Source organism: Blautia sp. DFI.6.71 (assembly GCF_020593585.1).
Lineage (GTDB): Bacteria > Bacillota > Clostridia > Lachnospirales > Lachnospiraceae > Blautia_A > Blautia_A wexlerae.
Genome location: NZ_JAJDMJ010000007.1, coordinates 83,280 through 106,909 on the forward strand (window position 1 = coordinate 83,280; position 23,630 = coordinate 106,909).

The following is a 23,630-nucleotide window of genomic DNA, read 5'->3' on the forward strand; positions in this document are numbered from 1 at the left end:
ATAAGACGGCAAAATGCCCTGAAACTTAAGAGAAATATGCTTTGGTTTTATACTAGCATGCTTCTTCAGTAGTTTCAAGACATTTTTATAGAATTTAATTTGACTATAGTTTGTAAAATTATTACGCATTAGTCCAGATCAAAGAGCTGGCGCTGTTTCAGGTCAACGGAGTTCCAGACAGTTCGTGTATTTGGTTTGCTATAAAGATAAACTGTACTGGATACTTTTGCATATACTTTACAATTGTTTTTATAAGTATATGTGCCATCTGCATTTTGCTTATTTACCGACAGCTCCTTTTTTGTAACCTGCCTATCTTCTGTCTGCACCGCTTTCCTTATAGTAGCGTTCCTTGCTCTGATACATTCTTGCATCTGCAGCTTTTGAAATTTCATATGCACTACCCCAGTTTCTCTCTGTGCTGAAAACCCATCCGTACGAAACAGTCATTGAATCAACAAACTTTCCATGCCAGTTTGCCACATTGGAGTCGAAGCTATGTATCAGCTCTTCCACCTGGTTTGGATTCTCTGTGATGATCACTGCAAATTCATCTCCACCGATTCTGTATACCTTTCCATACTCATGAAAGCTGTCTCTCATGCAATCTGCCGCTGCGCATATAAGCTCGTCTCCTGCCATATGGCCATAAGAATCATTTGCCCGTTTTAATCCGTTCAGATCTACAGAAATGTATACCCATTCCTCACTAAGATTAAGCTTTTTCATATCATTTTCATATGCGTGCCTGTTTAAACATCTGGTAAGCTCATCCGTATTTGAGGTGTATATCAGTTTTTCTTTTTCCAGTCTTTCTTTCATCACTTTGGAAAACATATAGGTTATACAGCAGGATGCCAGTACCAAATATGCGCCTACTATAAAAATAGCAATCATGCCGCCCTGCTGATAAAATGAATCCTCTACAGTTACAAAAACAATATAGTTATCATTCTGGCGCATCATGCATCTGCAGTGCTTTCCATCCATTCTGATCTGTGTTACAGTCGCACCGTCATCACTGTCAGGATTCGCTGATATCCCCACATCTTCCAGTTTTTTCCCTAATTTGCTACTGTCCGTGGCTCCTTCTATTACCTGTGTATCCGCATCTGCAACTATAATTTCAATGCCTTTATATACCGGCATTCTGGCAACTACATTGGAAATGTTATTCTGCTTTATTTCATTGAGAAGTCTCTTTGGCTCAATTCCCACCTGGATCATCTTGGTTCCGTCTTCATTCCAGGTGATGGCATACATCATTTTCTTTCCCTCTGCAGTATTTGGAGTAACATCCTGGCACATGGTCAGCGATTTATTCTTAAGCATGGGCTTAAAATACTCCATCTGCGCACCGGAATCAAAATTATAGCCAAAATACTTGGGCGCAGAACCACTGTAAATAGTTCCCTGATCATCAAACAGATGTATCTCATCAACGGCCATTAATTTTGCTATTTTCTGCAGCTCATTCACATCATATTCTACCGCCGGATCAGCATCAATCATATATGACACAGCTTTAGCCCTTACAATATAATCGTCCTTTAACGATTCGATCAGCTCGTTCCTGCTCTCATCATTTTTATCAAGCACAGTAATCACACGATCAAGAAGCACCTTTGATGTTCTATGGGCATTTTTGTCATTAACATATTTCAAAATGCTCGCTTCAAGGAGTAAGGCAACCACAATTATCATAATAGATAAAATTATAATTTTTTTCTTCTTCATATTTCCCGTTCCTTTGTCAGATATGTGGTTTTAGTGTAGCAAACGGCAGATGGGATGTCAACCTGGGAATCGTGTGCAGGCATCAGAAACATTGTACAATTTTTATAAATTTCCCCATTATCATTGCTATTTTTTGGTAAAAAGAGTATACTTTGAAATACTAAACATCAGGAGTACAAAATTATGAACACACACTCATCCGGATATTACAGCATAGACAAAGACTATAATATCCTAAGCTATAACGACACTGCCAAACAGCTGTACCCCAATCTCCAGCCGGGAGTGAAATGCTATAAGGCACTTATGGGGCTTGATTCCCCATGCCCACCCTGCCCTGTAGCACTGGGGATACAGGGACCAAAGACTTACCTGGATCCGATCCGCCATATTTATGAAACAGTTGATGCAGTAGAGACTGTACAGCCCGATGGCAGCAGAGGACATGCACTTGTATTCAGCACAGTAGCCGAAGGAGAAAGCCTGTCAAAGTCTATTCCCACAGGTGAGAACTCTCTCCGTCTGCTGGGTGCCATCAACCTGCTTGCTTCTGACTACATGTCTGTTTATGGCGTAAACCGGGAAACCGGGAAAATCTCCGTATATCGTTCCAGATTTACTGATGCTTTTGCGGATCTCGATATTAAAGATAATTCAGACTATAAACTGTCATTTGATTTTCTCATTCAGAAATATGTTCATCCGGATGAGCGTTCCTATGTATCCAGACACCTGAATTATGAAACCCTGCTGGAAAGACTTTCTCAGGAAGCCTCTTTCAAATTCCATTTCAGGCTTGTCACAGATACTGTCCATTACTATTATCTGCTCATTGCCAGAAACGGAAACGCCGATGACTATCGGGATTTTGTGATTGCAGTGGCCTGTGAAGACAATGATGTGACAGCACGCAAGATTTATGAAAACCAGCTCCACTCTCTTCTGGCATCCATTACCCATGCTGCCGGCTACTTTCATCTCGACCTTACAGATGATAAGATTCTGAAGATCGGAGGAACCTCTGCCCTGGCCTATGGGCTGGATGCTGACGCTTCCATTGACCATTTTATCGCAGAGACTGCTGTTTTCATACCGGTATTAAAGGACAGAAACGATTTCATCAATGCATTTTGCCGCAGTTCCCTGATGAAAAGCTATGAGGACGGTCAGGTGGAAGTCACCAGGGTTTCCCGCTGTCTCTACGATGACAATATAGCCAGGATTTCCAAATATGTGGCGAGACTGCTGCTCAATCCTTCCAACAACCATCTGGAAGCAATCCTCTACGGTGAAGATGTCACCAGAACACAGGAAGCCTATGAGACACAGGTAAGTATTGTCCAGACACTGAGCAGCAACTACCTGAACGTATACCTGATCAACCCCAGAGAAAAAACTCTCTCTGTGATCAAGCAGGAAGACCATGATGTCCCTGATCCAGACAAAAAACACAACGATACATATCCCTATGATCTTTTCCTCTCAGATTATATCCGGCAGCGTGTATATCCGGATGACCGTACAATGCTGGAAGAATCACTGGAACTGGGTAATGTAATGAGTGTTTTGTCCGGTCAGTCCGAATACAAGGGAAATTACCGGATAAATGACAGGGATGGTATCCATTACTATCAGTTCCGCTTTATCAAAAACGAAGACTCCGGTATCATTGTTCTGGGATTTCTGAATGTGGACGATGTGGTGGAATCAGAGATCCGGCACCAGAAGCTCCTTAAAGAAGCTCTTGACACTGCCGAACGCGCCAATGCAGAGAAATCCAATTTCCTTTCCCGTATGTCCCACGATATGCGTACACCTCTGAATGGGATCATTGGTCTGCTGGAAATTGATAAAAAACATGAAAATGATGTTAAATTCCTTAAAAATAATCGTGAAAAAGCATTCATTTCGGCCAGTCATCTGCTTTCTCTCATCAATGATGTGCTGGATATGTCCAAAATCGAGGAGGGTGGACTTGTACTCAACCATGAACCTTTTGATCTGATCAGATATGAAAAAGAAACACAGATGCTGATCGATATGCAGGCACAGAAAAACGGCATTGATTTCACCGTTCATATCGCACCGGAGATATACGAACATCCCTTTGTATACGGAAGCCCTCTGCACCTCCGTCGTGCCATGATGAATATTTACAGTAATTGTATCAAGTATAACAGAGAGAATGGGGCGATCCATACGGAGATCAATATTCTCCCTTCCCATGATCATAAACTGGTCTGCAGATGGACGATCTCTGATACGGGAATCGGCATCAGCAGAGAATATCTGGAGAAGATCTTTGAACCCTTTACTCAGGAGAAGGTGGATGCCCGGAGTGTATATCATGGCACCGGACTGGGTATGAGCATTGCCAAAGCGCTATTTGAACAGATGGGGGGTACCATTGAGATTTCCAGTACTCCGGGTATCGGAAGTACTTTTGTGATCACTCTGCCATTTGAAGAGGCAGAAGAAACGGATATCTCTTCTGAGACAGAATCTGAGCGAAACTCCATTCAGGGCATAAAGATCCTGCTGGCGGAGGATAATGAGATAAACCGAGAGGTGGCACAGGTACTCCTTGAAGAAGAAGGGGCTGTGGTAACTGCAGTATCCAATGGCAGGGAAGCTGTGAAACTTTTCTCCAGTCATCCTGAGGGGACATTTGATGTAATACTTATGGATATTATGATGCCTCTGATGGATGGATACGAAGCCACACGCCAGATCCGGAAGCTTGACAGGACGGATGCTTCTTCCATTCCCATCATCGCACTGACCGCCAATGCTTTTGCAGAGGATGTACGCCATGCACTGGGCTGTGGCATGAACGCACATCTGGCCAAACCACTGGATGTGGAAAAAATGATCCATACGATTGCCCTGTATCTGTAAATAAATATTTTTTCTGCAAATATTGCACAGTAACAGATTCTGTGCTATCATTCTTAAAAAAGCTTAAGTGGTAAAGTATATATTTTACCCCCGGCATAACTATTATTTAACATTTTTATTTACAGGTAAAATACATGCAAAAAAAAGATAAAGGCTTTACTCTGGTTGAACTTGTAGTCGTGGTCGCAATCCTGGCAATTCTTGTCGGACTTCTGGCGCCTTCTTACACAAAATATGTGGAACGAAGCCGCGAATCAACAGACCTGGCAAACGTCCGCACTGAGTATGGCGAAATGATGGCAGATATAAATCTGGATGGAAAAGATCCCAAAGATGCAACGAGAACAGTTAAGCTGAAACAGAAAATAGATGACTGGCAGTCCGCAAAAACTATCACCATCGCCGGGATTTCCCATACTGTAGGTGACGAAGATACTGCCAATTGGAAAGGAATTCCAGTCGCCAATGGAACATGTGAGATTTCCCTTAATGATGATAACAGTGTGAAATTTACATGGTCCGGCGGAAATGGGAGTGGTGTGAAGAAATATCCGTTTAATATTAATGAAGATTTGATGGGGCCGCTCAAGGATTCTGGTTTATTAACCACTGATGCTGATATAATGAATACATATAACTTTGAAATTGATTCCAAAGCAGGTACCAAAAGAGTTAAGAAAATTGAAAACGAAATTGCCAAAAAAGAAAAAAGTCTGCTGAAATACGGTACCTGGGCATATTATGGAAATGGAAATGGAAGATTTCCATCCGATCGTTATCTTTTTTGGACTTCTTTAGACACCAATAAAGTAGGTGTTAACCAAAAAATCCCAGTTATTATCAGCACAACAGATGGCAAATTCTATGTTTCCGAAACAACAACTGCTACTCGCTCCAAAAAAACTTATGTGACAATCCTTGCAACTGTAAAAACGCTAAACGATTACAAAAAATATCTTTCTTCAGATCAAAAATACGATACTTTGCAGGACGCTTACGATGCATATGAAAAGCTACTTACCGAAGGTAAATATATGAAATATAAGGATACCCTGCCGGAACCATAAAAAACTCCCTGTTCAGACCAGAAATAAAATATTTCCGGCCGAGCAGGGAATTTCTTTCTTTACTGATTATCATACCGCATCCTTATACACTCTCTGGATATGCATTGCCAGATATCCTGTCTCGGTTTCATCCAGATTATGTCCAATACATCCTTCCAGGTTTTTACAGATGTCAGTGGCAACCTTATATGCCTGGGGATACTGATCCAACATATATTCATTCATGTCCAGATTCAGCTTCTCTCCTGTAGATGCACGCGCTACCATATACTTCATATGGTTCATCAGACGATTATAGGACAGTGACAGTACATCGATTGGCTTACCTGTTGCTTTCTCGATCATATCTATACACTCTCTCACTGCTCTCGCAGTCTGCATGGCAACAGATACCTTCTCGTCACCAATTGCAGAATGAATATGCAATGCCACATATCCAACCTCATGATCATCAATCTCTATCTGAAGTCTTTCTCTCAGAATTGTTTTCAGTGTTTCCGCAACTTTAAATTCACTGTAGAAAAGAACCTTGATATCCTCTGTCAGCGGATTGCTGATCTGCTCATTTCTGCGGATTCTTGCGACTGCAAAAGAAATATGGTCAGCAAGTGGAAAAAGAATCCCTCTGTCTATGGAATCTCCAAACACTTTCTGTGACTCTGTCAGAATTGCATCTGCAATCTCCAGATACTCCGGCTCTATTCCCTTTACCAGTTCCTTCGCAGATCCACGCTCTGTCTCCTGTTCCAGACGATATGTAGTGCATCCCTCCGGCTTATCAAAACGCTGGCTGACCTTTTTTCCAAAGCCAACACCCTTGCCAAGAATCACATACTCCTTATTTTCATCCATATCAATGGCTATAACACCATTATTATTTAATACCTTGCTAACTCTGTACATCTCTGTCGTAATCCCCTCTATAAAAATTTATTGCCATTATAATAATTTTCCCTTTGGTCATAAGACTGCTATAGTTTACCATATTTTGAATAAGAATCCTACCCGTCACACAAATTTGTTACATTTTTGATTTCCAGATCCCCCCTGCAAAAAGGGTAAAAAAACAGTCAGATAATCAAGATGTCATCTCTTTTGATCATCCAACTGTTTTTTGATAACAATATTATTCCAGTGTCTCCACCGCAAACAACGGTTCACCGGCCTTGATCTCACCGTTTGCCAGAAGTCTGATCCTCTGGTTGTCTTCCGGTTCAGTATCAAGGATAGGGGAAGTGATAGACGGAGCATTAGCAGTTAAGAACTCCAAATCCAGTTTCATCATCGGATCACCTTTTTTCACTTTCTGACCCTCTGTTACCAGGATTTCGAAGCCTTTTCCTTCCAGTTTTACAGTGTCGATTCCCATATGAAGAAGCATAGGGATACCGGAATCTGTCTGGAAACCTATAGCATGTTTTGTATCAAAAATAAACTCAACTTCACCGTCTGCAGGTGCATATACAGTACCTTCTGTTGGTGTCACCACTGCACCGTCACCCATCATTTTTCCTGCAAATCCCTCATCCGGTGCAGTAGAAAGATCTGCTGCGATTCCGTCTACAGGGCTGTAAATGATTGCTGTTTTTCTGATCTTTTCTTCTTTTACAGGTGCCAAGGACTGTGCTGTACCTGCATTTTTGTCCTCAACCTCTGCACTGTTCTGTCCATCTGCATTTCCTGCTGCAGCATTTTCCTGTACCTGTACATTATCCGGTGTCTCATCCGCGAATTCGTTGGGAGCAGTTTCCAGATATTCTTCCAGCTTCGCCTTGATAACAGTTACATGAGGTCCATAGATAATCTGTACGCCCTGTCCTTTTTTCACGATTCCTCTGGAATCTGTCTGTTTCAGAAGTTCATCACGAACTCTCTCAGGCTCTGCAACTGTGATACGAAGTCTTGTCGCACAACAGTCAACATCTACGATATTTTTCTTTCCGCCAAGGCCTCTGGTGATCAGTTCACTTACCGGATCACCGGAGGTTGCTGCAGCTGCACCGGCTGTCTTTCCGGCTTCTTTTCTTGCATTTACATCAGCTTTTGTATAAAGCTTTGTCTCTGTATCATCATCTTCACGTCCCGGAGTCTTGAAATTAAATTTCCTGATCATAAATGTAAAGATCACATAATACAGGATAAAGTAAATAATACCAACCGGAATGATCCTCAGCCAGCTTGTTTTTGCATTTCCCTGCAGGATACCAAAGAGGAACAGGTCAAGGAAACCGCCTGAGAAAGTAAGTCCTACTGCAATATTCAGCATATGTGCGATCATATAAGCCGCACCTGCCAGGATCACCTGAACTACGAACAATGCCGGAGCTACAAACAGGAATGAGAATTCCAGCGGTTCAGTGATACCAGTAAACATACATGCCAGCGCTGCGGAAAGAAGAAGTCCGCCTGCCGCTTTTTTCTTCTCAGGTTTTGCACAGCGATACATAGCCAGCGCTGCTCCCGGAAGACCAAAAATCATAAAGATAAACTCACCAGAGAAATATCTGGTTGCATCCGCACTGAAATGTGCTATATTTGCAGAATCAGCAAGCTGTGCAAAGAAGATATTCTGTCCGCCCTGCACCACCTGTCCTGCAACTTCCATAGTTCCGCCCACTGCTGTCTGCCAGAATGGCATATAAAATACATGATGCAGCCCAAAGGGGATCAGTGCTCGTTTAATAATACCAAAAATCAGAGTTCCCAGATATCCACTTCCTGTTACCAGACCGCCCAGAGCATAAATACCGTTCTGAACTACCGGCCATACAAAATACATCAGGATTCCCACAAACATATATACGATCGTAGAAATGATCGGTATAAATCTTGAGCCGCCAAAGAATGACAGCGCATTCGGAAGCACAATTTTGTGGAAACGGTTATGAAGTGCCGCAACACCAAGACCTACGATAATACCGCCGAATACACCCATCTGCAGAGACTGGATCCCGCATACAGAAGTAATGGTTCCTTCCAGTACATCTGCTGCTATCTGACCGTCTGCTGTGATTTCATTGTTGATAAGAAGCATGGCACTGACAGCCACATTCATAACGAAATATGCAATCAGCGCAGAAAGAGCAGCAACCTCTTTCTCTTTCTTTGCCATACCAATGGCAACACCAACAGCAAAGATCAGCGGCAGATTGTCAAATACAGCACTTCCAACCTTGTTCATAATGATCAGAAGAGAATTAAGTAATGTTCCACTTCCCAGAATCTTCTGCAATCCATAGGTAGCGATAGTTGTTTCATTTGTAAAGGAACTGCCGATACCAAGCAGCAAACCTGCAACAGGGAGAATTGCGATCGGAAGCATAAAGGATCTTCCCACACGCTGCAAAACTCCAAAAATCTTGTCTTTCATGTTCTTTTGTCTCCTTTTCCTTATTCGTGCGAATAAACCGTCTTGTTTTCGGGAGATTAAAACCTTCTGACATATGATTATTCCGCGTTTTACCACATAAAATACATCAAAAAAAGGCACTAACCCCCATAAACATTAAAAAATAATATTTATGACCGGTTAATGCCTGCCTGTCCAGTAACACACCAAATCTGTACTATACTATAAAGGATTATTTATTCCCTGTCAAGATACTCAGGAAAATTTTTTACAAAATATTTTTGCATTTCATGAATCGATCTCTGTAATGACCATTTATTATTTTCAAAGCCGCAACATTCTCTGCATCCTTCTGATCTGATAGAAATTTATTGATTTCCCACTGCCGCAGGCTACACGTTCAACTTGATCACTCTGTCTTCCCATTTTAATCCATTCAGATTTACAGAAATGTACACCCATTCATCGCTGAGTTTAGGCTCTTTTCAGGGGGATTTTATCTGTTTCTCTCTTCCAGATATTCCAGACATTCATTCACATCTTTAATACCAAGTTCCTTGCGTACTTTATCCTGAATTTCCACCAGACATTCCAAAAGAAGAGGATTAAACATTCCGCATTCTCCATTTAGGATCATCTCTATTGCCTTTTCATGAGAATATGCTTTCTTATATACCCGGTCACTTACCAGGGCATCATACACATCTGCCAGTGATACCACCTGTGCAGATATGGGGATTTCTTCTCCCTTCAAACCATCCGGATATCCTTTTCCATCATAACGTTCATGATGCCAACGGCATATTTCATAGGCATATTTCATCATCTCTTCATCATGATACATTTCCAGACTGTCAAGCATCCGGGCACCTATGATCGTGTGCTGTTTCATGGCTTCAAATTCTTCCTTTGTAAGCTTTCCGGATTTATTCAGAATTTTTTCATCAATTCCAATCTTACCGATATCATGAAGTGCTGAAGCTGTGGCGATCATATGCTGCTGAGACCAAGAAAGATCGTAATTCTCTGATTTTCGCATCAATTTCTCCAGCAAAAGCTGAGTCAGAATATTGATGTGCAGCACATGAAGCCCGCTTTCACCATTTCGGAACTCTACAATCTGACTGAGAATCCCGGTCATCATACGGTTGTTTTTCTCTTTTTCATAAATCTGATCTGTTACCAAATGGATCAGACGCCTTTGCTTGGCATAGAGCTTGATCATATTGATAACCCGCTGATATACCACCTTAGCATCAAATGGTCTGCTTATATAATCCGAAGCCCCCAGTTCGTAGGCACGGCGGATATAACTCTCTGATCCTTCACTGGAAATCATGATCACCGGTATATCCTCGATCCATTTATCTCTGTTCATATAGGCGAGTACTTCAAATCCATCCATTTTTGGCATAATAATATCCAACAGAACCAATGAGATTTCAGGTCCATACTGCTCCAGTATCTTCAGAGCCTCTTCCCCGTCACAGGCCTCCAGTATCCGGTATTCTTTTCCCAGAATTTCCTTAAGTATCTCTCGGTTCATTTCAGAATCATCAACAACCAGAAGCTGGAGCCGGTTCCTTTTTTCCATCTCATCTGTATTTTTCTTCTGATCCCACCGAGTCACTACTATATTTTTATGTCCCTTGGCCATATACATAAGTCTGTCTGCTTTGGTGATCGCTTCCTCCAATCTGCCATGGGTAAACATAGCTCCACCAATGCTCACTGAAAGCTTCAGACGATTAAAACCCGGAATATGCGTCGCATGGATCTTCTTCTGGATCATACGGAGCTTCTGTGAAAAGACTTCCTTCTCAATTCCGGGCAGGATCAACAGAAATTCATCTCCTCCATAGCGCACCAGAATATCCGTGCGACGGATATAATGCCGAATTACATTCACTACGGTTATCAGTACCAGGTCTCCTCCATCATGACCATAAGTGTCATTGAACAATTTGAAATCATCCAGATCGATAACTGCAATTCCGGCATTCAAAGACATATTTTTGACTTTTTCCTCAAAATATCTGCGGTTATACGCCCCTGTCAGCACATCCTTATACAGCTTTTCGCTATATACAGTCAGCTTTTCCGTCAGTTTTTCATATCCTTCCTCATCTGTCAGCGTGTTCTCGTCCAGCTTTTTCAGCATTTCCATTACATAAGGCTCACTGTCAATCTCCAGATACCTTGCAAATACCTGATACATATCAGAATCAAGAAATTCAATTTTGGATGTCTGTTTCTTTTCCTCCAGTGCTTTAAGGGAAATGCAATTCTCACATCTTTTATCTTTATTCCAGAAAGCATAACACTGGCAAGGATTTTCTCTTCCTGCAAGCTTACTTTCCATTCCGGCAGCCTGCAGATCACTCCCTTTCAGGAGACGGACTACATCAAAAATCTCCCGAAGCACCTCCATTTTATTCTCTGCTTCCTGCATCGTCATTTGTTTCCACTCAATCATTATTCCCAGCCTCTCACGAACAACAGCTTTTTTCTGCAATATAAACTTGTATTATTATACCACTTACTCATCATGCAGTACAACAATAATATTTTTTCTTAATTTCATAAAGGGAGCGCCTCAAAAACAGTCCTTGAGGCGTGCTCCCAACCGGTTCTGACTCCAACTGCCTTATAAACATGCTTCAGCTTGACCTTATATAATAAAAGTGCAATCGCAGTCAACTATATTTGTAATTATGATTGACTTAAAATAATAGAAATACAATTGCAAGTCATCTATAAACAGGATTAAACTTGACCGTACATAACAAAAACGTGATTAAAGTCAATTATAATCATAATTATTCATGACTAAAAAGCCACAGACTGAGCGGATTCCAGTCTGTGACCTGATTAGATTTTTATACTTTCTTTAGAGGACTTTTAAAACATATTTTGTTTCTTTATTTTCCCGACAGGGGTGCGACCCCGCCAGACCTGTTCAGTATTAATACCAGTCCCGGCAGAGGGTTCTCCCCTAACTGCCTCTATCAGTTAACTCATGCCAGGTTTTACTATTCCAATTTGTTCTAAAACATGTTATACTCAAAAAGCTGTCGAACCTCCAGCAGAAAAGAGGTGGACTCCATGGAAGAAATTCTCACCACATTTCTTGTCTCTGTTATAGCAGGCGTAGTTAGCTACTACATATGCAAATGGCTGGACAGCAGACGATAGACAGCAACAGTCTAAACGGAATAGCTCACCGTAACGAGCAAGAAAACCCCCAGAGCTGGCACTCTGAGGGTTTTTGTTTTGCTTCAAGGAATCTCACCACATTCCTTAGCTACTGTTAGTATATGCGCAATGTGTCAAAAAGTCAACTCAAAAATAGTGGGTAAAAAAGCCGCAGGCTGGATGGGGTTACTGTTCACTCCGTTCTCAGTAACGTAGCCAAAATTCATTCCAGATTGCCTGCGGCAATGGAATTTTGGCTTGTATGTCTCGGGATTTTGGCATATTCATGCCAAAACACCTCGCGGGATAGTGGTGTATGAACAGTAACTGGATGGGTGCCGGTCTGTGGCTATCTTAAGATAATCTTATTTACCCTCCGTAGTTTTACATTGCAAAATCTTCTCCAGTTCAGCTACTCTTTTAAGTGCTTCTGTTGTCTCTTTTGGGGCCTTTATTTTTTCTTTTTCAGCAAAATCCGCTCTCTGACGTTCCCTTTCTGTATTTTTGCGTTCAGCTTCCTGACCTTTTTCATACATGATCGTATCTCTCTCAAATCCCTTCATATAGATTAATGACACCGTTACTGAAAACTTATAAAAAATTATAAACTTTTATGTTCCATTCCTACTTCAACGAATATGCTTTTGATGATATAAATATCCATCTACTCACAGGTTTTTGTACTCTCCAGGGGTTTCCATATTTTCGAATATTTTTTTCGTTTTTGAATCATATTCCGCAGACAAATAAGCAAATTCGTCAGTTTTTACTTAATCGTTTAAGTTAACAGATAAAAAAGTTTACACACGAAAAAAGAAGGGAAAGCCAGACTTTTTTGTATGACTTTCTCTTCTTTTATACATTTTATTTTGCCTTAAATACAGCGACTTTCTCTTTTGACAGATCAATCTTATCCGGAAGGATGGAAGTCTTCTCAGTGGATCCTGATGTTGTGAATCCTGTTGAGTCGGAAGTATTTGACTTCATCGCATCCTGCAGAGTATTGCTTACTGTCACATTTGCAGAAAAGATATCTGTTCCTGTGGAAACTGCTGCATCACCTGTTGTTGTGCTTACCGTACTGCTGCTCTGCATTTCCTGAACCTGTTCCTGTGTCGGGTAGAAGGATGGCTGGCGGATGTAACGGAAGCTTGCACTGTATGCTTCGCCTACTGTTACTCCATTCTTACCGGAGGAGCAGTGTACTGCGATCCAGTCACCTGCGTCTGTTTTACCGCAGAGAATGCCTACATGATTATCGCTTCCTGCTTCCGGTCCTTTCTGGAACACCAGATCTCCGGGCTGTGCATCTGCCTCAGTTACCACGTTTGCTTTCTCCCATTGATCGGAAGTTCCGTCGCCTACAGCTTCCTGCATTGCTTTATCCTGATATCCGTTGATCACTGCCCAGGTGACAAAACCACTGCAGTCCAGTCCGTATGCGCGGATGGTTCCGGTGCTCTTGCTTCCCTCGGCTGATACCTTCTCGCTGGTTCCCCAACCTGGATCTTCACCGATCACTGTGGATTTGCCGCCCCAGAAGTAACCGACTTTACCAACCAGTGAATAGGCTGCGGAGATAACATTTACTCTTTCCTCGGAAACATCATCTCCTACGCTCTCGCGGACAAAACCGTTGGCAGCTGTTACTACCGCGCAGAGGAGTTTGCAGTCTGTCTCCACATATTTCTTAAGGATCGTACGATCCTTTTTTGCGATTTTATTTTTCTTAATATAGTAGTTGATTTTACGATTAGCGTATGTAACGTGAGTGATATCCTGCTTGTCCCTTACGATCGGGTTCATCTCTGCAAAGATTTTCGCAAGGTCTTTCTTGCAGGAAGAATCCAGGGTAAATTCTGTTTTTCCATCCTGGCTCTGCTGATATACATAGACTGCAAGGATATCCTGCCAGTTTCTTACCAGAAGACTGTCTGCAGATGTGGTGGTCTTGCTGCCGTTTACATCGCTGGCATCTGCCACTTTGTTCTTCTCTTTATATTCCTTCTCGATCTCATCCATAACAGAAGCGAAATCATCTGAGAAGGTCAGATTGTAGTTATTCTTCAGGCTGTCCAGATAGAAATCCTTACCTGCGTGGATATTGGACGCATAATATACCGGAGTTCCGGTCTGTGCAGCACTGGTATTACTCGTAAATGGATTATTCGTATTCGCATTGTTCTTCTGCGCTTCCAGCTGAGCAATAGTCGCTTCTGCCTGAACCAGCAGATTATAATTAGAAACCTGTGCCTTCTCTGTATCAGACAAGGCATTATATGCAGTGCGGATGCTCTGAACAGTGGCTTTCTTCTCCAGCGTGATGGTCTGTGCGTTCAACTCTTTGATTCTGTCGATCACATCCTGGGCTGCCTTCGTAATCTGTGAAGACGGTGTTGGTGTAGGATTCGCAGGTGTCGGAGTCGGATCTGTTGGTGTCGGAGTCGGATCTGCCGGTGCAGGTGTTGGCTCTGCAGGTGTTGGTGTCGGATCTGTTGGTGTCGGATCTGTTGGTGTCGGATCTACCGGTGCAGGAGTCGGGTCTACCGGCGCAGGTGTTGGCTCTGCTGGAGTCGGATCTGCCGGCGCCGGATCCTCTGATCCTGAATCAAAATCACCGGAATCGCTGAAATCAGAACCGTCTGCTGTATACGCAGCAGTATCCTCTGCTGCAAGTACGGACGCAGGACCGGATAATACCATTCCTGACATCAATGTCAGACATAAGAATCTGGTAAGATACTTGTTTTTCATATATCTAAATTGCTCCCTTCTTACTGTGAGCATGTCCTTACCCCCTGTTTATAAGGGCATACTGTCTAAATTACTTTTCACATTATTATGTTATTTCATAAGTGAATTATCCCGAAATATTAACCTGTTTTATTCTAGCATAATCATTTTTTGAAATCAACAGCTCAGGGCAGGTAAATTCCAGATTTGACCAAAATTCATTTTTTTGTCACATTTTAACCGAATCAAGTAAGTCCCCCTGCAGAAGTTGCGAAAAGCAACAAGCAGTGAGGAAGATATGTTTCAGAATGCAGGAAGGCTGTGCGGATATGATTTCCACACAGCCTTCCTGTATTCTTAGCGTATCTCTGTCAGGCTGCCTGAATGGCTCCTGCAAAGTTCTTATTACCAATGCAAATCTGTATCAGTCCCTGCACTACCTGAAAGCACATATTCAGGATAAAACGGATATCCTCTTCCACGCTGCGGAGCTTGTTGAGGTATTTCTCATGAGTAGCTTCGATATAATCGATCAGGGTGGAGAAATCTGCGAAGCGGATGGCCGGTTCCAGATATGCATATGCTTCTCCCTGCTGTATACATTCTTTCAGTCTGTTCTTAAGTACTTTCTCATAATGATTATGCTGGCTGAAGCTTCCTGTATATGTTTTATTATGAGGAAAGGTAAAATAATCCGCCATATAGTGGATCACTTCGCCGAACCGCCGCCAGTAAACTCTCTGGTTACTCTCATCCGGTCTGATGTCTGCCAGTTCTTTCATCCGGTTCTTGACATCTTCAAATGTTCCGTAGAACTCGTGTCTCCTGGTGATAAAGGACGGTTTGATATCCGGCAGAATGCTGCCCAGACAGAAAGCCTTTCTGTGAGACTGCAGGCTTGCTGTGGTCTGCATCTGATCCGCAAGGTATCTTGCTAATAAAATATGTGATTTTTTACGCAATTTTCTTCCTCTTCTTTCTTTTGAGAACCTATCATTCTTATATATGGGAACGAATAATAATCAACTTAACCAACATAGAATACTATAGCAGATTTATACCTGTTATTCAAATAAAATTTTTGTAAACTTTTTCACATTTTCAGGTCAGACAACTGTTTCAGTAATTCCAGGTCACTGTCCTTTACTTTCAGGTTTGTCTCAATCTTCTCTCCCTCAGGAGTGGTGATCGCAATTTCAATAATGCTTCCTTCTTTAAGTCCTTTGCGTGAAACTGCCTGACAGAATGCCGGGAACTTGGGATGATTGCTCTTAAAGGTGTTCCATGCGCCTGTGATCTTCATGATATTTCCTATATTGTTTCCTATGTTCATATGATTGTTGTGTCCTTTCTTATCTCAACTGATTATTCTACATTCTCAAACATCTCTGCAAATGTCATGGAGATTTTCGGAAAATCTTTCAGTGTCACTACTGTATCTGCATTGTACTGCTCAGTTTTGACACCATTTTCTCACATGTTTGACCTCATTTTTACTCCATTTTTGCGTGAAATCATGTAAAAATACGGTAAGATACGTAAAATTGTAAATTCCGCAAACCCTTTAGATCTCGCTGAAATCCGGTGTTCCATACAAGTCGAACGGAGTTGACTGGTAGACATAGTAATTCAGCCAGTTTGTATACAGGTTGTTCGCATGTGCTCTCCACATAAGGAGCGGTCTGTTTTCCGGGTTGTTGTTTTTGTAATAATTCTCCGGGATTTCGATGGGCAGGTTTTTGCTGACATCACGTTTGTACTCACCGTCAAGAGTCACACGATCATATTCAGGATGTCCCATTACAAAGATCTTGCGGCCGCCGTCTGCCATTGCAAGGAAAAGCCCTGCTTCATCGGATTCAGCAAGCACTGTCAGCTCTTTGCAGTTATGGATATCCTCGATGGGAACTTCCGTATGTCTGGAATGAGGTGCAAGGAACATATCGTCGAATCCGCGTACCAGCGGAATCTTACGGTTCATCACTTTATGCCAGAAAAGACCGAACATCTTCTTATCAAGTTTGCGTTTTTTCAGTCCATAGTGGTGGTAGAGTCCTGCCTGTGCAGCCCAGCACAGATAAATGGTGGAGGTAACATGGGTGTTTGTCCAGTCCATGATCTCTACCAGTTCCTTCCAGTAGTCTACCTCTTCGAATTCCATCTGCTCTACAGGAGCACCTGTGATGATCATTCCATCGTATTTGTTATTTTTCAGTTCCGGAAATGTCTGATAAAATTTATTCAGATGACTCACAGATGTATTCTTCGCTTCATGGCTCTGTACTGCCATAAAAGTGACATCTACCTGCAGCGGTGTGTTGGAAAGGGAACGCAGAAGCTGAAGCTCTGTCTCCTCTTTCAGAGGCATCAGGTTCAGAATGAGGATCTGAATGGGGCGGATATCCTGATGGGATGCACGTGACTCATCCATCACGAAAATATTTTCTTTTTCCAGAATCTCTTTTACGGGCAGATCGCTCTGTATTTTAATTGGCATTATCTTATCTCCTGTTCTTATTATTTTATTGTTGTGCCATCTTCAGGAAATCTTCTTCAGAAAGGATCGGAATTCCCAGTTCTTTGGCTTTTTTATTCTTTGAAGAATTGGAAGTTGTGTCATTATTGATCAAGTAGTTCGTCTTCGATGTTACTGATCCGGTCACCTTGCCTCCCAGAGACTCAATAAATTCCTTTGCCTGTGCTCTGTTTGCAAAGTGCTCCACACTTCCTGTGATAACGAAATTCATGTTCCGGAAAATCTGCTCACCTGTCTTTTCTTCTTTCTTAACAGTCAGATGGCTCATCAGATGATCCAGTTTTCTGTTATTATCCTCGTTTGAAAAATAATCAGTCAGACTTCCGGCAATTACCGGTCCGATGGTATCAATAGAGCTGATTTCCTCTTTATCTGCATGGCGGATCTTCTCCAGATCATCATCAAAATGCCTGCAGATCACTTTTGCATTGGCAAGACCGATATTGGCGATTCCAAGGCTGTAGATCACCTTCGCAAGAGTAGTCTCCTTAGCTTTATCAAGGCTGGTCATCAGGTTCTCAAAGGATTTCTCCCCGAATCCGTCCATCTCCACGATCTCATCACGATGCTTTCCAATCTCAAAAATATCTCCGAAATCATGAATAAAGCCTCTTGCAATGAATTTCTCCAGTGTTGCTTCTGACAGTCCGTCAATGTTCATGGCATCCCTGCTTGCAAAAAGTGCAAAGGATTTGATCTTCTTTGCGGCACAGTCAGAATTTGTACAGTAAAGTGCCTCCACATCATTTACCTTCTGTATCTGTGTTCCATGGCCACATGCAGGGCAGGTATCCGGAATTTCCAGTTTACTGCTGCGTGTGAGGTTTTCTGCAATCTGCGGAATGATCATATTTGCTTTATATACAGTGATCGTATCCCCGATACCAAGCTGCAATTCTTTTAGAATACTCACATTGTGTACGCTGGCGCGGCTCACAGTGGTTCCCTCCAGCTCAACCGGTTCAAAAACAGCCACCGGATTGATCAGCCCTGTTCTTGACGGGCTCCATTCGATCTCCAGAAGATGGGTTTCTCTGATCTCATCTGCCCATTTGAATGCAAAAGCATTTCTGGGAAATTTCGCTGTTCTTCCAAGGGAATCTCCGTATGCAATATCATCATAAAGAGCAACCAGTCCGTCTGACGGAAAATCATTCTCAGTGATCGCAGTTGAAAAATATTCCATGGCTTCATCCAGCATTGAAGCTGTGACTGTCCTGTATTCCACTACATCAAATCCCTGTTCTTTCAGCCATTCAAACTGCCGGGCTCTTGAATTATGGAAATCAACCCCGTCGGCGCTTACCAGCGTAAATGCGTAGAAACGCACATTCCTGCGGGCTGTGATCTCATTGTTTAACTGGCGGACAGAACCGCTGCATAAGTTTCTCGGATTCTTGTATTTCGCATCAACGTCTTCTATGGATTCATTGATCCGTTCAAAGTCCGAATAGGTAATGATCGCTTCCCCACGCAACACCAGTCTTCCCTGATACGGGATTTTAAGAGGAACGTTCTTAAATACTCTGGCATTATTGGTGACAACCTCTCCTGTCACACCGTTTCCACGTGTAACTGCTTTGGCAAGTTCTCCATTCTCGTAGGTAAGAACGATCGTCAGTCCGTCCAGCTTCCATGACAGAAGCGTTTTGTGTTCCCCGATAAATTCCCTCAGAACTTCTCTGTCCTTAGTCTTGTCCAGAGACAGCATGGGGGATTCGTGTTCTTCTTTTGGAAGCTGGTCAACTGCCTCGTACCCTACGCTTATGGTTGGGCTGTTTGCCAGAACAGTGCCTGTCTCTTTCTCCAGAGCCTGAAGCTCGTCGTACATCTGATCGTACTCTCTGTTGCTTATGATCTCTGTATCCTGCTGGTAATACGCCTTTGCTGCCCTGTCCAGCTTTTGCACCAGCTCTTTCATTCGCATGATCGCTGCTGTTTCCATTCTGTTCTCCTGTTCTGATCACTGTTTCACTTGTGGAAGATTCCAGTAAATGGTTCAGTTCTTCCCATTCCTGTGCTGTGATCTCTCTGTATTCGCCTTCTCTGATCCCGTCCAGAGTCAGATTCATGATCCTGATCCTTTTCAGCTTCTGTACCTCATATCCCAGATACCGGCACATTCTGCGGATCTGCCGGTTCAGTCCCTGTGTCAGAATGATCCGAAAGCTGCATTCTCCTGTCTGCACCACTCTGCATGGTCTGGTCACTGTATCAAGAACAGGGACTCCCTTGCTCATCCTTCGGACAAATTCCCTGTCCACCGGCTTATTCACTGTCACAAAATATTCTTTCTCATGATAGTTTCCGGCGCGCATGATCTTATTGACCAGATCTCCTTCATTTGTCAGAAGGAGAAGGCCCTGTGATTCTTTATCCAGTCTGCCCACAGGATAAACACGCAGAGGATAATCCAGATAATCTGTTACCGTCGTCTCATCAAACTGCTGCTTTGTGCTGCACACGATCCCTCTGGGTTTGTTAAAAAGAAGCAGTACTTTTTTTTCATTTTTATAGACAGGTATATTGTCTGCACAGACCTCATCTTCCAGGCTGACTTTCTGACCGCTTTCTGCTTTTTTTCCGTTTACCGTAATCCTTCCCTCTTCGATCATCCGGTCGGCTTCCCGTCTGGAGCATATGCCTGCCTCGCTTAAATATTTGTTTATTCTGATTTTTTCGTCCATTGTTCTATTATATAATTTTTTGTACATCTTATCAACGGTGAAATTTTGATGGAATTTTTCTGGAAATGTTACTGCTCATACACCACTATCCCGAGACATACAAGCCAAAATAATGCATCTTTTGTAATAAAATAAAAAACTTTACTTTTTTCGGTAATTATGATAATATAGACCTTGTATTAAATAAATTATATAAATCCTTTGAAAATCAGATTTTCAAGATACGCGCCTGTAGCTCAGTGGATAGAGCAGTGGTTTCCGGTACCATGTGCGGGGGTTCGATTCCCTTCAGGCGTGCTGCCTGGGACGTATGTACAGTTCCGGTGCGTTGTATCACAGGAGTTATCAGAATCGGGAACTGTCAGAAATCGTATGGCGGCAGTGAACGGAGCAAACGATAACTCATAAGGAGGACAAGAACTTGGATGATTTTAGAGAATGGTTATCAGATAATCTCCGGTATTTTATGCTGGGTGGAGCTATTCTGATAATTGTGGTTGTCCTGTTTTGCGGCATTCGAGCCTGTTCCGGAAGTAATAAGGGGAATTCCGGAGATGAACAGAAAACCACATCCGAAGACCAGGGAAATGTTCCTTCTTCTCCGATAAGTGAAGGGGAGTCTGACGAGAAGAAAGAAGACGCCAATCCCATGGAAACAGCAGATGCAGATGTTACTGCATTGATCACGAGCTATTATCAGGCTCTGGGGGAAAAAGATATTGCAACGCTGAAGACTCTGGAAGATGATTTTACACCGTCTGATGAGTCAAAAGTCACAAATTTGAAAGATTATATCGAAGGGTATGAAGTAGGCGATGTGTACACGAAGAAAGGTATGACAGATGATTCTTACGTGGTTTACGCCTGTTTCTCGTATATCTGTCAGGGCGTTGAGACCAAGGCCCCTGCACTGACTCAGTTCTATGTATATAAGAACAGCGAAGGAAACTGGGTGATCAATAACGGAGCTTTACAGGATTCTGAGATTTCCGCATATATGGAAAAACAGTTATCAGACAGTGATGTTTCAGCTCTTATAAAGAAGGTGCAGAATGAACTGGATCAGGCACAGCAATCTGATCCGTCTCTTGAAGAATTCCTGAATGGTCTTGGGGAGGAAGCAGGTGTGTCAACAGAGGCAGAAGATGGCACGATGCTTACTGCTTCGGAGGAATGTAATGTACGCGCAGAAGCCAGCACAGATGCTGATATCCTTGGCGTGATCTCAGCAGGTGATCAGGTTCAGAAGACAGGTACTGATGGTGAATGGGTTCAGATCGACTACGACGGTCAGACCGGATACATCAGAGGAGATTTACTTGAATAAAATTGAATATGGAACGTAAAAAATACAGGCGGTTATCCTTGTGGTAACTGCCTGTATTTTTACGTTCCGTTTTTCTGACATTGTTTTTGTCAGCTTCTGCTGGAGATTTTGCTGTTCTTATTACTTTTCGCAACTTCCGCAGGGGACTTACTTGATTCGATTAAATTCACCGTATGTAACTCCTGCCGATAATTCTGTCTGATGAAGGGAAGCCAGTTCGTGCACTGTTACAAGCTGATAGCCTTCTTCGATAAGCTGCGGGATCAGGATCTCGGCTGCATCTACAGAGGTGCTGAAGATATCGTGCATCAGAATAATGGAACCATCTTTTACATTATTCATGACTTCCTCAACCGTAGATTCCACATCCTGCGTTTTCCAGTCCAGAGTGTCAATGGACCACAGAATCATCGGGGTTCCCACAGTTGATTTTACCGTATCATTAACAGATCCATATGGCGGGCGGACCACCGAAGCTCCCTCACCTGTAAGATTTACAAGCTGTTCATCCACTCTTGCAATTTCTGAACTGATCTCATCCGAAGAAAGAGTCGCCAGATCCTTATGGTCATAAGTGTGGTTTCCAAGTTCACAGCCCAGTTTCTTCATGCGTTTTACTTCGTCCGGAAAACTGGCAATCTCAGTACCCACCATAAAGAAAGTTGCCTTTGCATTATTTTCTTCCAGACAGTCCAGAAGACGGTCTGTAAAAGAGCTGGGACCATCATCAAAAGTAAGGGCAACCGACTTCTTTGCCGTAGATGTACCGGACTTGTCAGAGGTAGCTGACTTATCTGAAGATTTCTTCTTCGAGGATTTTTTCTTTGGCGTATAACCTTTCAGAGAACCATCTGTATCCAGTTCATAAGTTTTCTTATCTATTATCACAGTCCCTGTCTGCAGAATGCCATCCATATCAAAATAATACCGCTTCTTTCCGATATCTGTCCAGCCTGTCTGCATAATACCGGTCTCATCCATATAGTACTGTTTCCCATCTGTATCTGTGAACCATCCTGTGTATGGCTTATCATCTACCAGAAACATCCAGTTACTTCCACTGGAAGCCCAGCTGCCCTCTGATGCCTCAGGCGAGATATCAGTGCTTAATGCAGGACCGCCCGGAGAAGCTTCAGATGAATCTGAAGAAGTGCGTCCAAACAGTTTCCCGGAAGAAGAATCCGTAAAATTATCATTGCTATCAGTCAATGTTTCCTCAGAAGTAAACTCCGCAGAATCCTGATCTTCTGACACGAAAGCTCCGGCATCGCTGATGGCATCTGCCTGTGAAGTCACAGCGGAAGAACGGGTGAAAATTCCTCCAAGTATCAGACACAGAATAACAGAAAGTGCGATCAGCCACCGGTTTGTACGTGGTAAATGATCTGACATGAAAGCCTGCCACTCCAAATGTGTTTAAACATACTCAAACACATCGAGAAATTGAAGTCCTCACGAATACTTCTTACTGCTTCATTGTGTATGTTTTGACGATTGCAGGCAATACGCTACTCACAGGTTTTTGTACACTCCACAGTCGTTAATTCCCGAAATAGCCTTCGGTACATACTTACATTTGCTTTTGATCATGCAATCCTGTAAGTTTTAGTATCTTTTAAATTAAGTGCCGCATTGAGATCCCTGTCTGCAACATAGCCGCATTCACATCTGTAAATTCTATCTGAAAGCTTTAAATTTTTCCTGACAGAACCACAATGGTGACAGGTCTTTGAAGATGGATAAAATCTATCTGCCACCCTTAATTCAATGCCGTTTTCATCACACTTAGCTTTAAGCTTTGTTCTAAATTCATAAAACTTCTGAGATGCAACAGCTTTTGAAAGACACCTGTTTTTCATCATTCCTTTTACATTTAAATCTTCAATCGTTATGTAAGATGGTTTGGTTTTCACTATCTCAGCGATTGTCTTGTTAATGTGATCCGTACGGATATTATCCATTTTATGATGAAGTTTTTGTACCTTAAGCTTTTGTTTCCGTATATTTGCTCTTTGAGTGGACTCTCCTTTCTTTAAATTTTCATATTTTCGGGAAAGACTTCTCTGTTCCCGGATCAGTTGTTTTTCAAGTTTCTTTAATC

General features: G+C 42.4%; 15 protein-coding genes, 1 tRNA gene and 1 pseudogene. 4 read left to right on the forward strand and 13 right to left on the reverse strand.

The genetic code is table 11. The features are described from left to right. Positions 1–312 precede the first annotated feature (312 nt). Positions 313–1,737 (reverse strand): GGDEF domain-containing protein, encoded by a 1,425-nt coding sequence (locus tag LJE12_RS05315; RefSeq protein WP_172679996.1) that lies wholly within the window; start codon positions 1,735–1,737, stop codon positions 313–315. A 183-nt stretch (positions 1,738–1,920) separates the two neighbouring features. On the opposite strand from LJE12_RS05315, the gene LJE12_RS05320 reads away from it, so the two are divergent. Continuing rightward, positions 1,921–4,635: a response regulator gene (locus LJE12_RS05320; RefSeq protein ID WP_118613596.1), complete on the forward strand. Its 2,715-nt coding sequence runs from the start codon at positions 1,921–1,923 to the stop codon at positions 4,633–4,635. 134 nt (positions 4,636–4,769) lie between these two features. Then, entirely contained in the window at positions 4,770–5,702 is a 933-nt protein-coding gene (locus LJE12_RS05325; RefSeq protein ID WP_055057742.1) for a prepilin-type N-terminal cleavage/methylation domain-containing protein, read from the forward strand. A 69-nt stretch (positions 5,703–5,771) separates the two neighbouring features. Here LJE12_RS05325 and LJE12_RS05330 read toward each other — a convergent pair whose 3' ends face one another. The 10 genes and pseudogenes from LJE12_RS05330 to LJE12_RS05375 form a co-directional block, all read right to left on the reverse strand. Continuing rightward, positions 5,772–6,605 (reverse strand): PRD domain-containing protein, encoded by an 834-nt coding sequence (locus LJE12_RS05330; protein WP_055057743.1) that lies wholly within the window; start codon positions 6,603–6,605, stop codon positions 5,772–5,774. A gap of 223 nt (positions 6,606–6,828) precedes the next feature. Continuing rightward, positions 6,829–9,072: a PTS transporter subunit IIABC gene (locus LJE12_RS05335; protein WP_227226764.1), complete on the reverse strand. Its 2,244-nt coding sequence runs from the start codon at positions 9,070–9,072 to the stop codon at positions 6,829–6,831. Between the two features lie 475 nt (positions 9,073–9,547). Beyond that, positions 9,548–11,527 carry a diguanylate cyclase gene (locus LJE12_RS05340; protein ID WP_227226763.1) on the reverse strand — a complete coding sequence of 660 codons (1,980 nt, stop codon included), beginning with the start codon at positions 11,525–11,527 and terminating at the stop codon, positions 9,548–9,550. Between the two features lie 1,084 nt (positions 11,528–12,611). Next, positions 12,612–12,809: a hypothetical protein gene (locus tag LJE12_RS05345; protein ID WP_022381032.1), complete on the reverse strand. Its 198-nt coding sequence runs from the start codon at positions 12,807–12,809 to the stop codon at positions 12,612–12,614. A gap of 301 nt (positions 12,810–13,110) precedes the next feature. Further along, positions 13,111–15,000 carry a C40 family peptidase gene (locus LJE12_RS05350; RefSeq protein ID WP_227226762.1) on the reverse strand — a complete coding sequence of 630 codons (1,890 nt, stop codon included), beginning with the start codon at positions 14,998–15,000 and terminating at the stop codon, positions 13,111–13,113. Between the two features lie 350 nt (positions 15,001–15,350). Beyond that, positions 15,351–15,941, reverse strand: coding sequence for a zinc dependent phospholipase C family protein (locus tag LJE12_RS05355; RefSeq protein WP_022381034.1), 591 nt, complete (start codon positions 15,939–15,941; stop codon positions 15,351–15,353). Between the two features lie 131 nt (positions 15,942–16,072). Further along, entirely contained in the window at positions 16,073–16,312 is a 240-nt protein-coding gene (locus LJE12_RS05360) for a hypothetical protein (RefSeq protein ID WP_008703324.1), read from the reverse strand. A 231-nt stretch (positions 16,313–16,543) separates the two neighbouring features. Continuing rightward, positions 16,544–17,476 carry a homoserine O-acetyltransferase MetA gene (metA, locus tag LJE12_RS05365; RefSeq protein ID WP_118633283.1) on the reverse strand — a complete coding sequence of 311 codons (933 nt, stop codon included), beginning with the start codon at positions 17,474–17,476 and terminating at the stop codon, positions 16,544–16,546. Between the two features lie 25 nt (positions 17,477–17,501). Next, a complete protein-coding gene (gene ligA, locus LJE12_RS05370) occupies positions 17,502–19,460 on the reverse strand; it encodes an NAD-dependent DNA ligase LigA (RefSeq protein WP_118613588.1) in 1,959 nt (652 codons plus the stop codon). Positions 19,461–19,548: 88 nt separating this feature from the next. Next, positions 19,549–20,229, reverse strand: a pseudogene (locus tag LJE12_RS05375) (pseudouridine synthase); the annotation flags it as partial. Positions 20,230–20,427: 198 nt separating this feature from the next. On the opposite strand from LJE12_RS05375, the gene LJE12_RS05380 reads away from it, so the two are divergent. Both LJE12_RS05380 and LJE12_RS05385 read left to right on the forward strand, forming a co-directional pair. Further along, positions 20,428–20,499: transfer RNA gene (locus LJE12_RS05380), tRNA-Arg, on the forward strand. A gap of 124 nt (positions 20,500–20,623) precedes the next feature. Beyond that, positions 20,624–21,529, forward strand: coding sequence for an SH3 domain-containing protein (locus tag LJE12_RS05385; RefSeq protein WP_020993940.1), 906 nt, complete (start codon positions 20,624–20,626; stop codon positions 21,527–21,529). Positions 21,530–21,676: 147 nt separating this feature from the next. Here LJE12_RS05385 and LJE12_RS05390 read toward each other — a convergent pair whose 3' ends face one another. Both LJE12_RS05390 and LJE12_RS05395 read right to left on the reverse strand, forming a co-directional pair. Then, positions 21,677–22,921 (reverse strand): polysaccharide deacetylase family protein, encoded by a 1,245-nt coding sequence (locus LJE12_RS05390; protein ID WP_118613586.1) that lies wholly within the window; start codon positions 22,919–22,921, stop codon positions 21,677–21,679. 194 nt (positions 22,922–23,115) lie between these two features. Then, the coding region (locus LJE12_RS05395; RefSeq protein WP_227292107.1) for an RNA-guided endonuclease InsQ/TnpB family protein at positions 23,116–23,630 on the reverse strand (515 nt) is incomplete at its 5' end.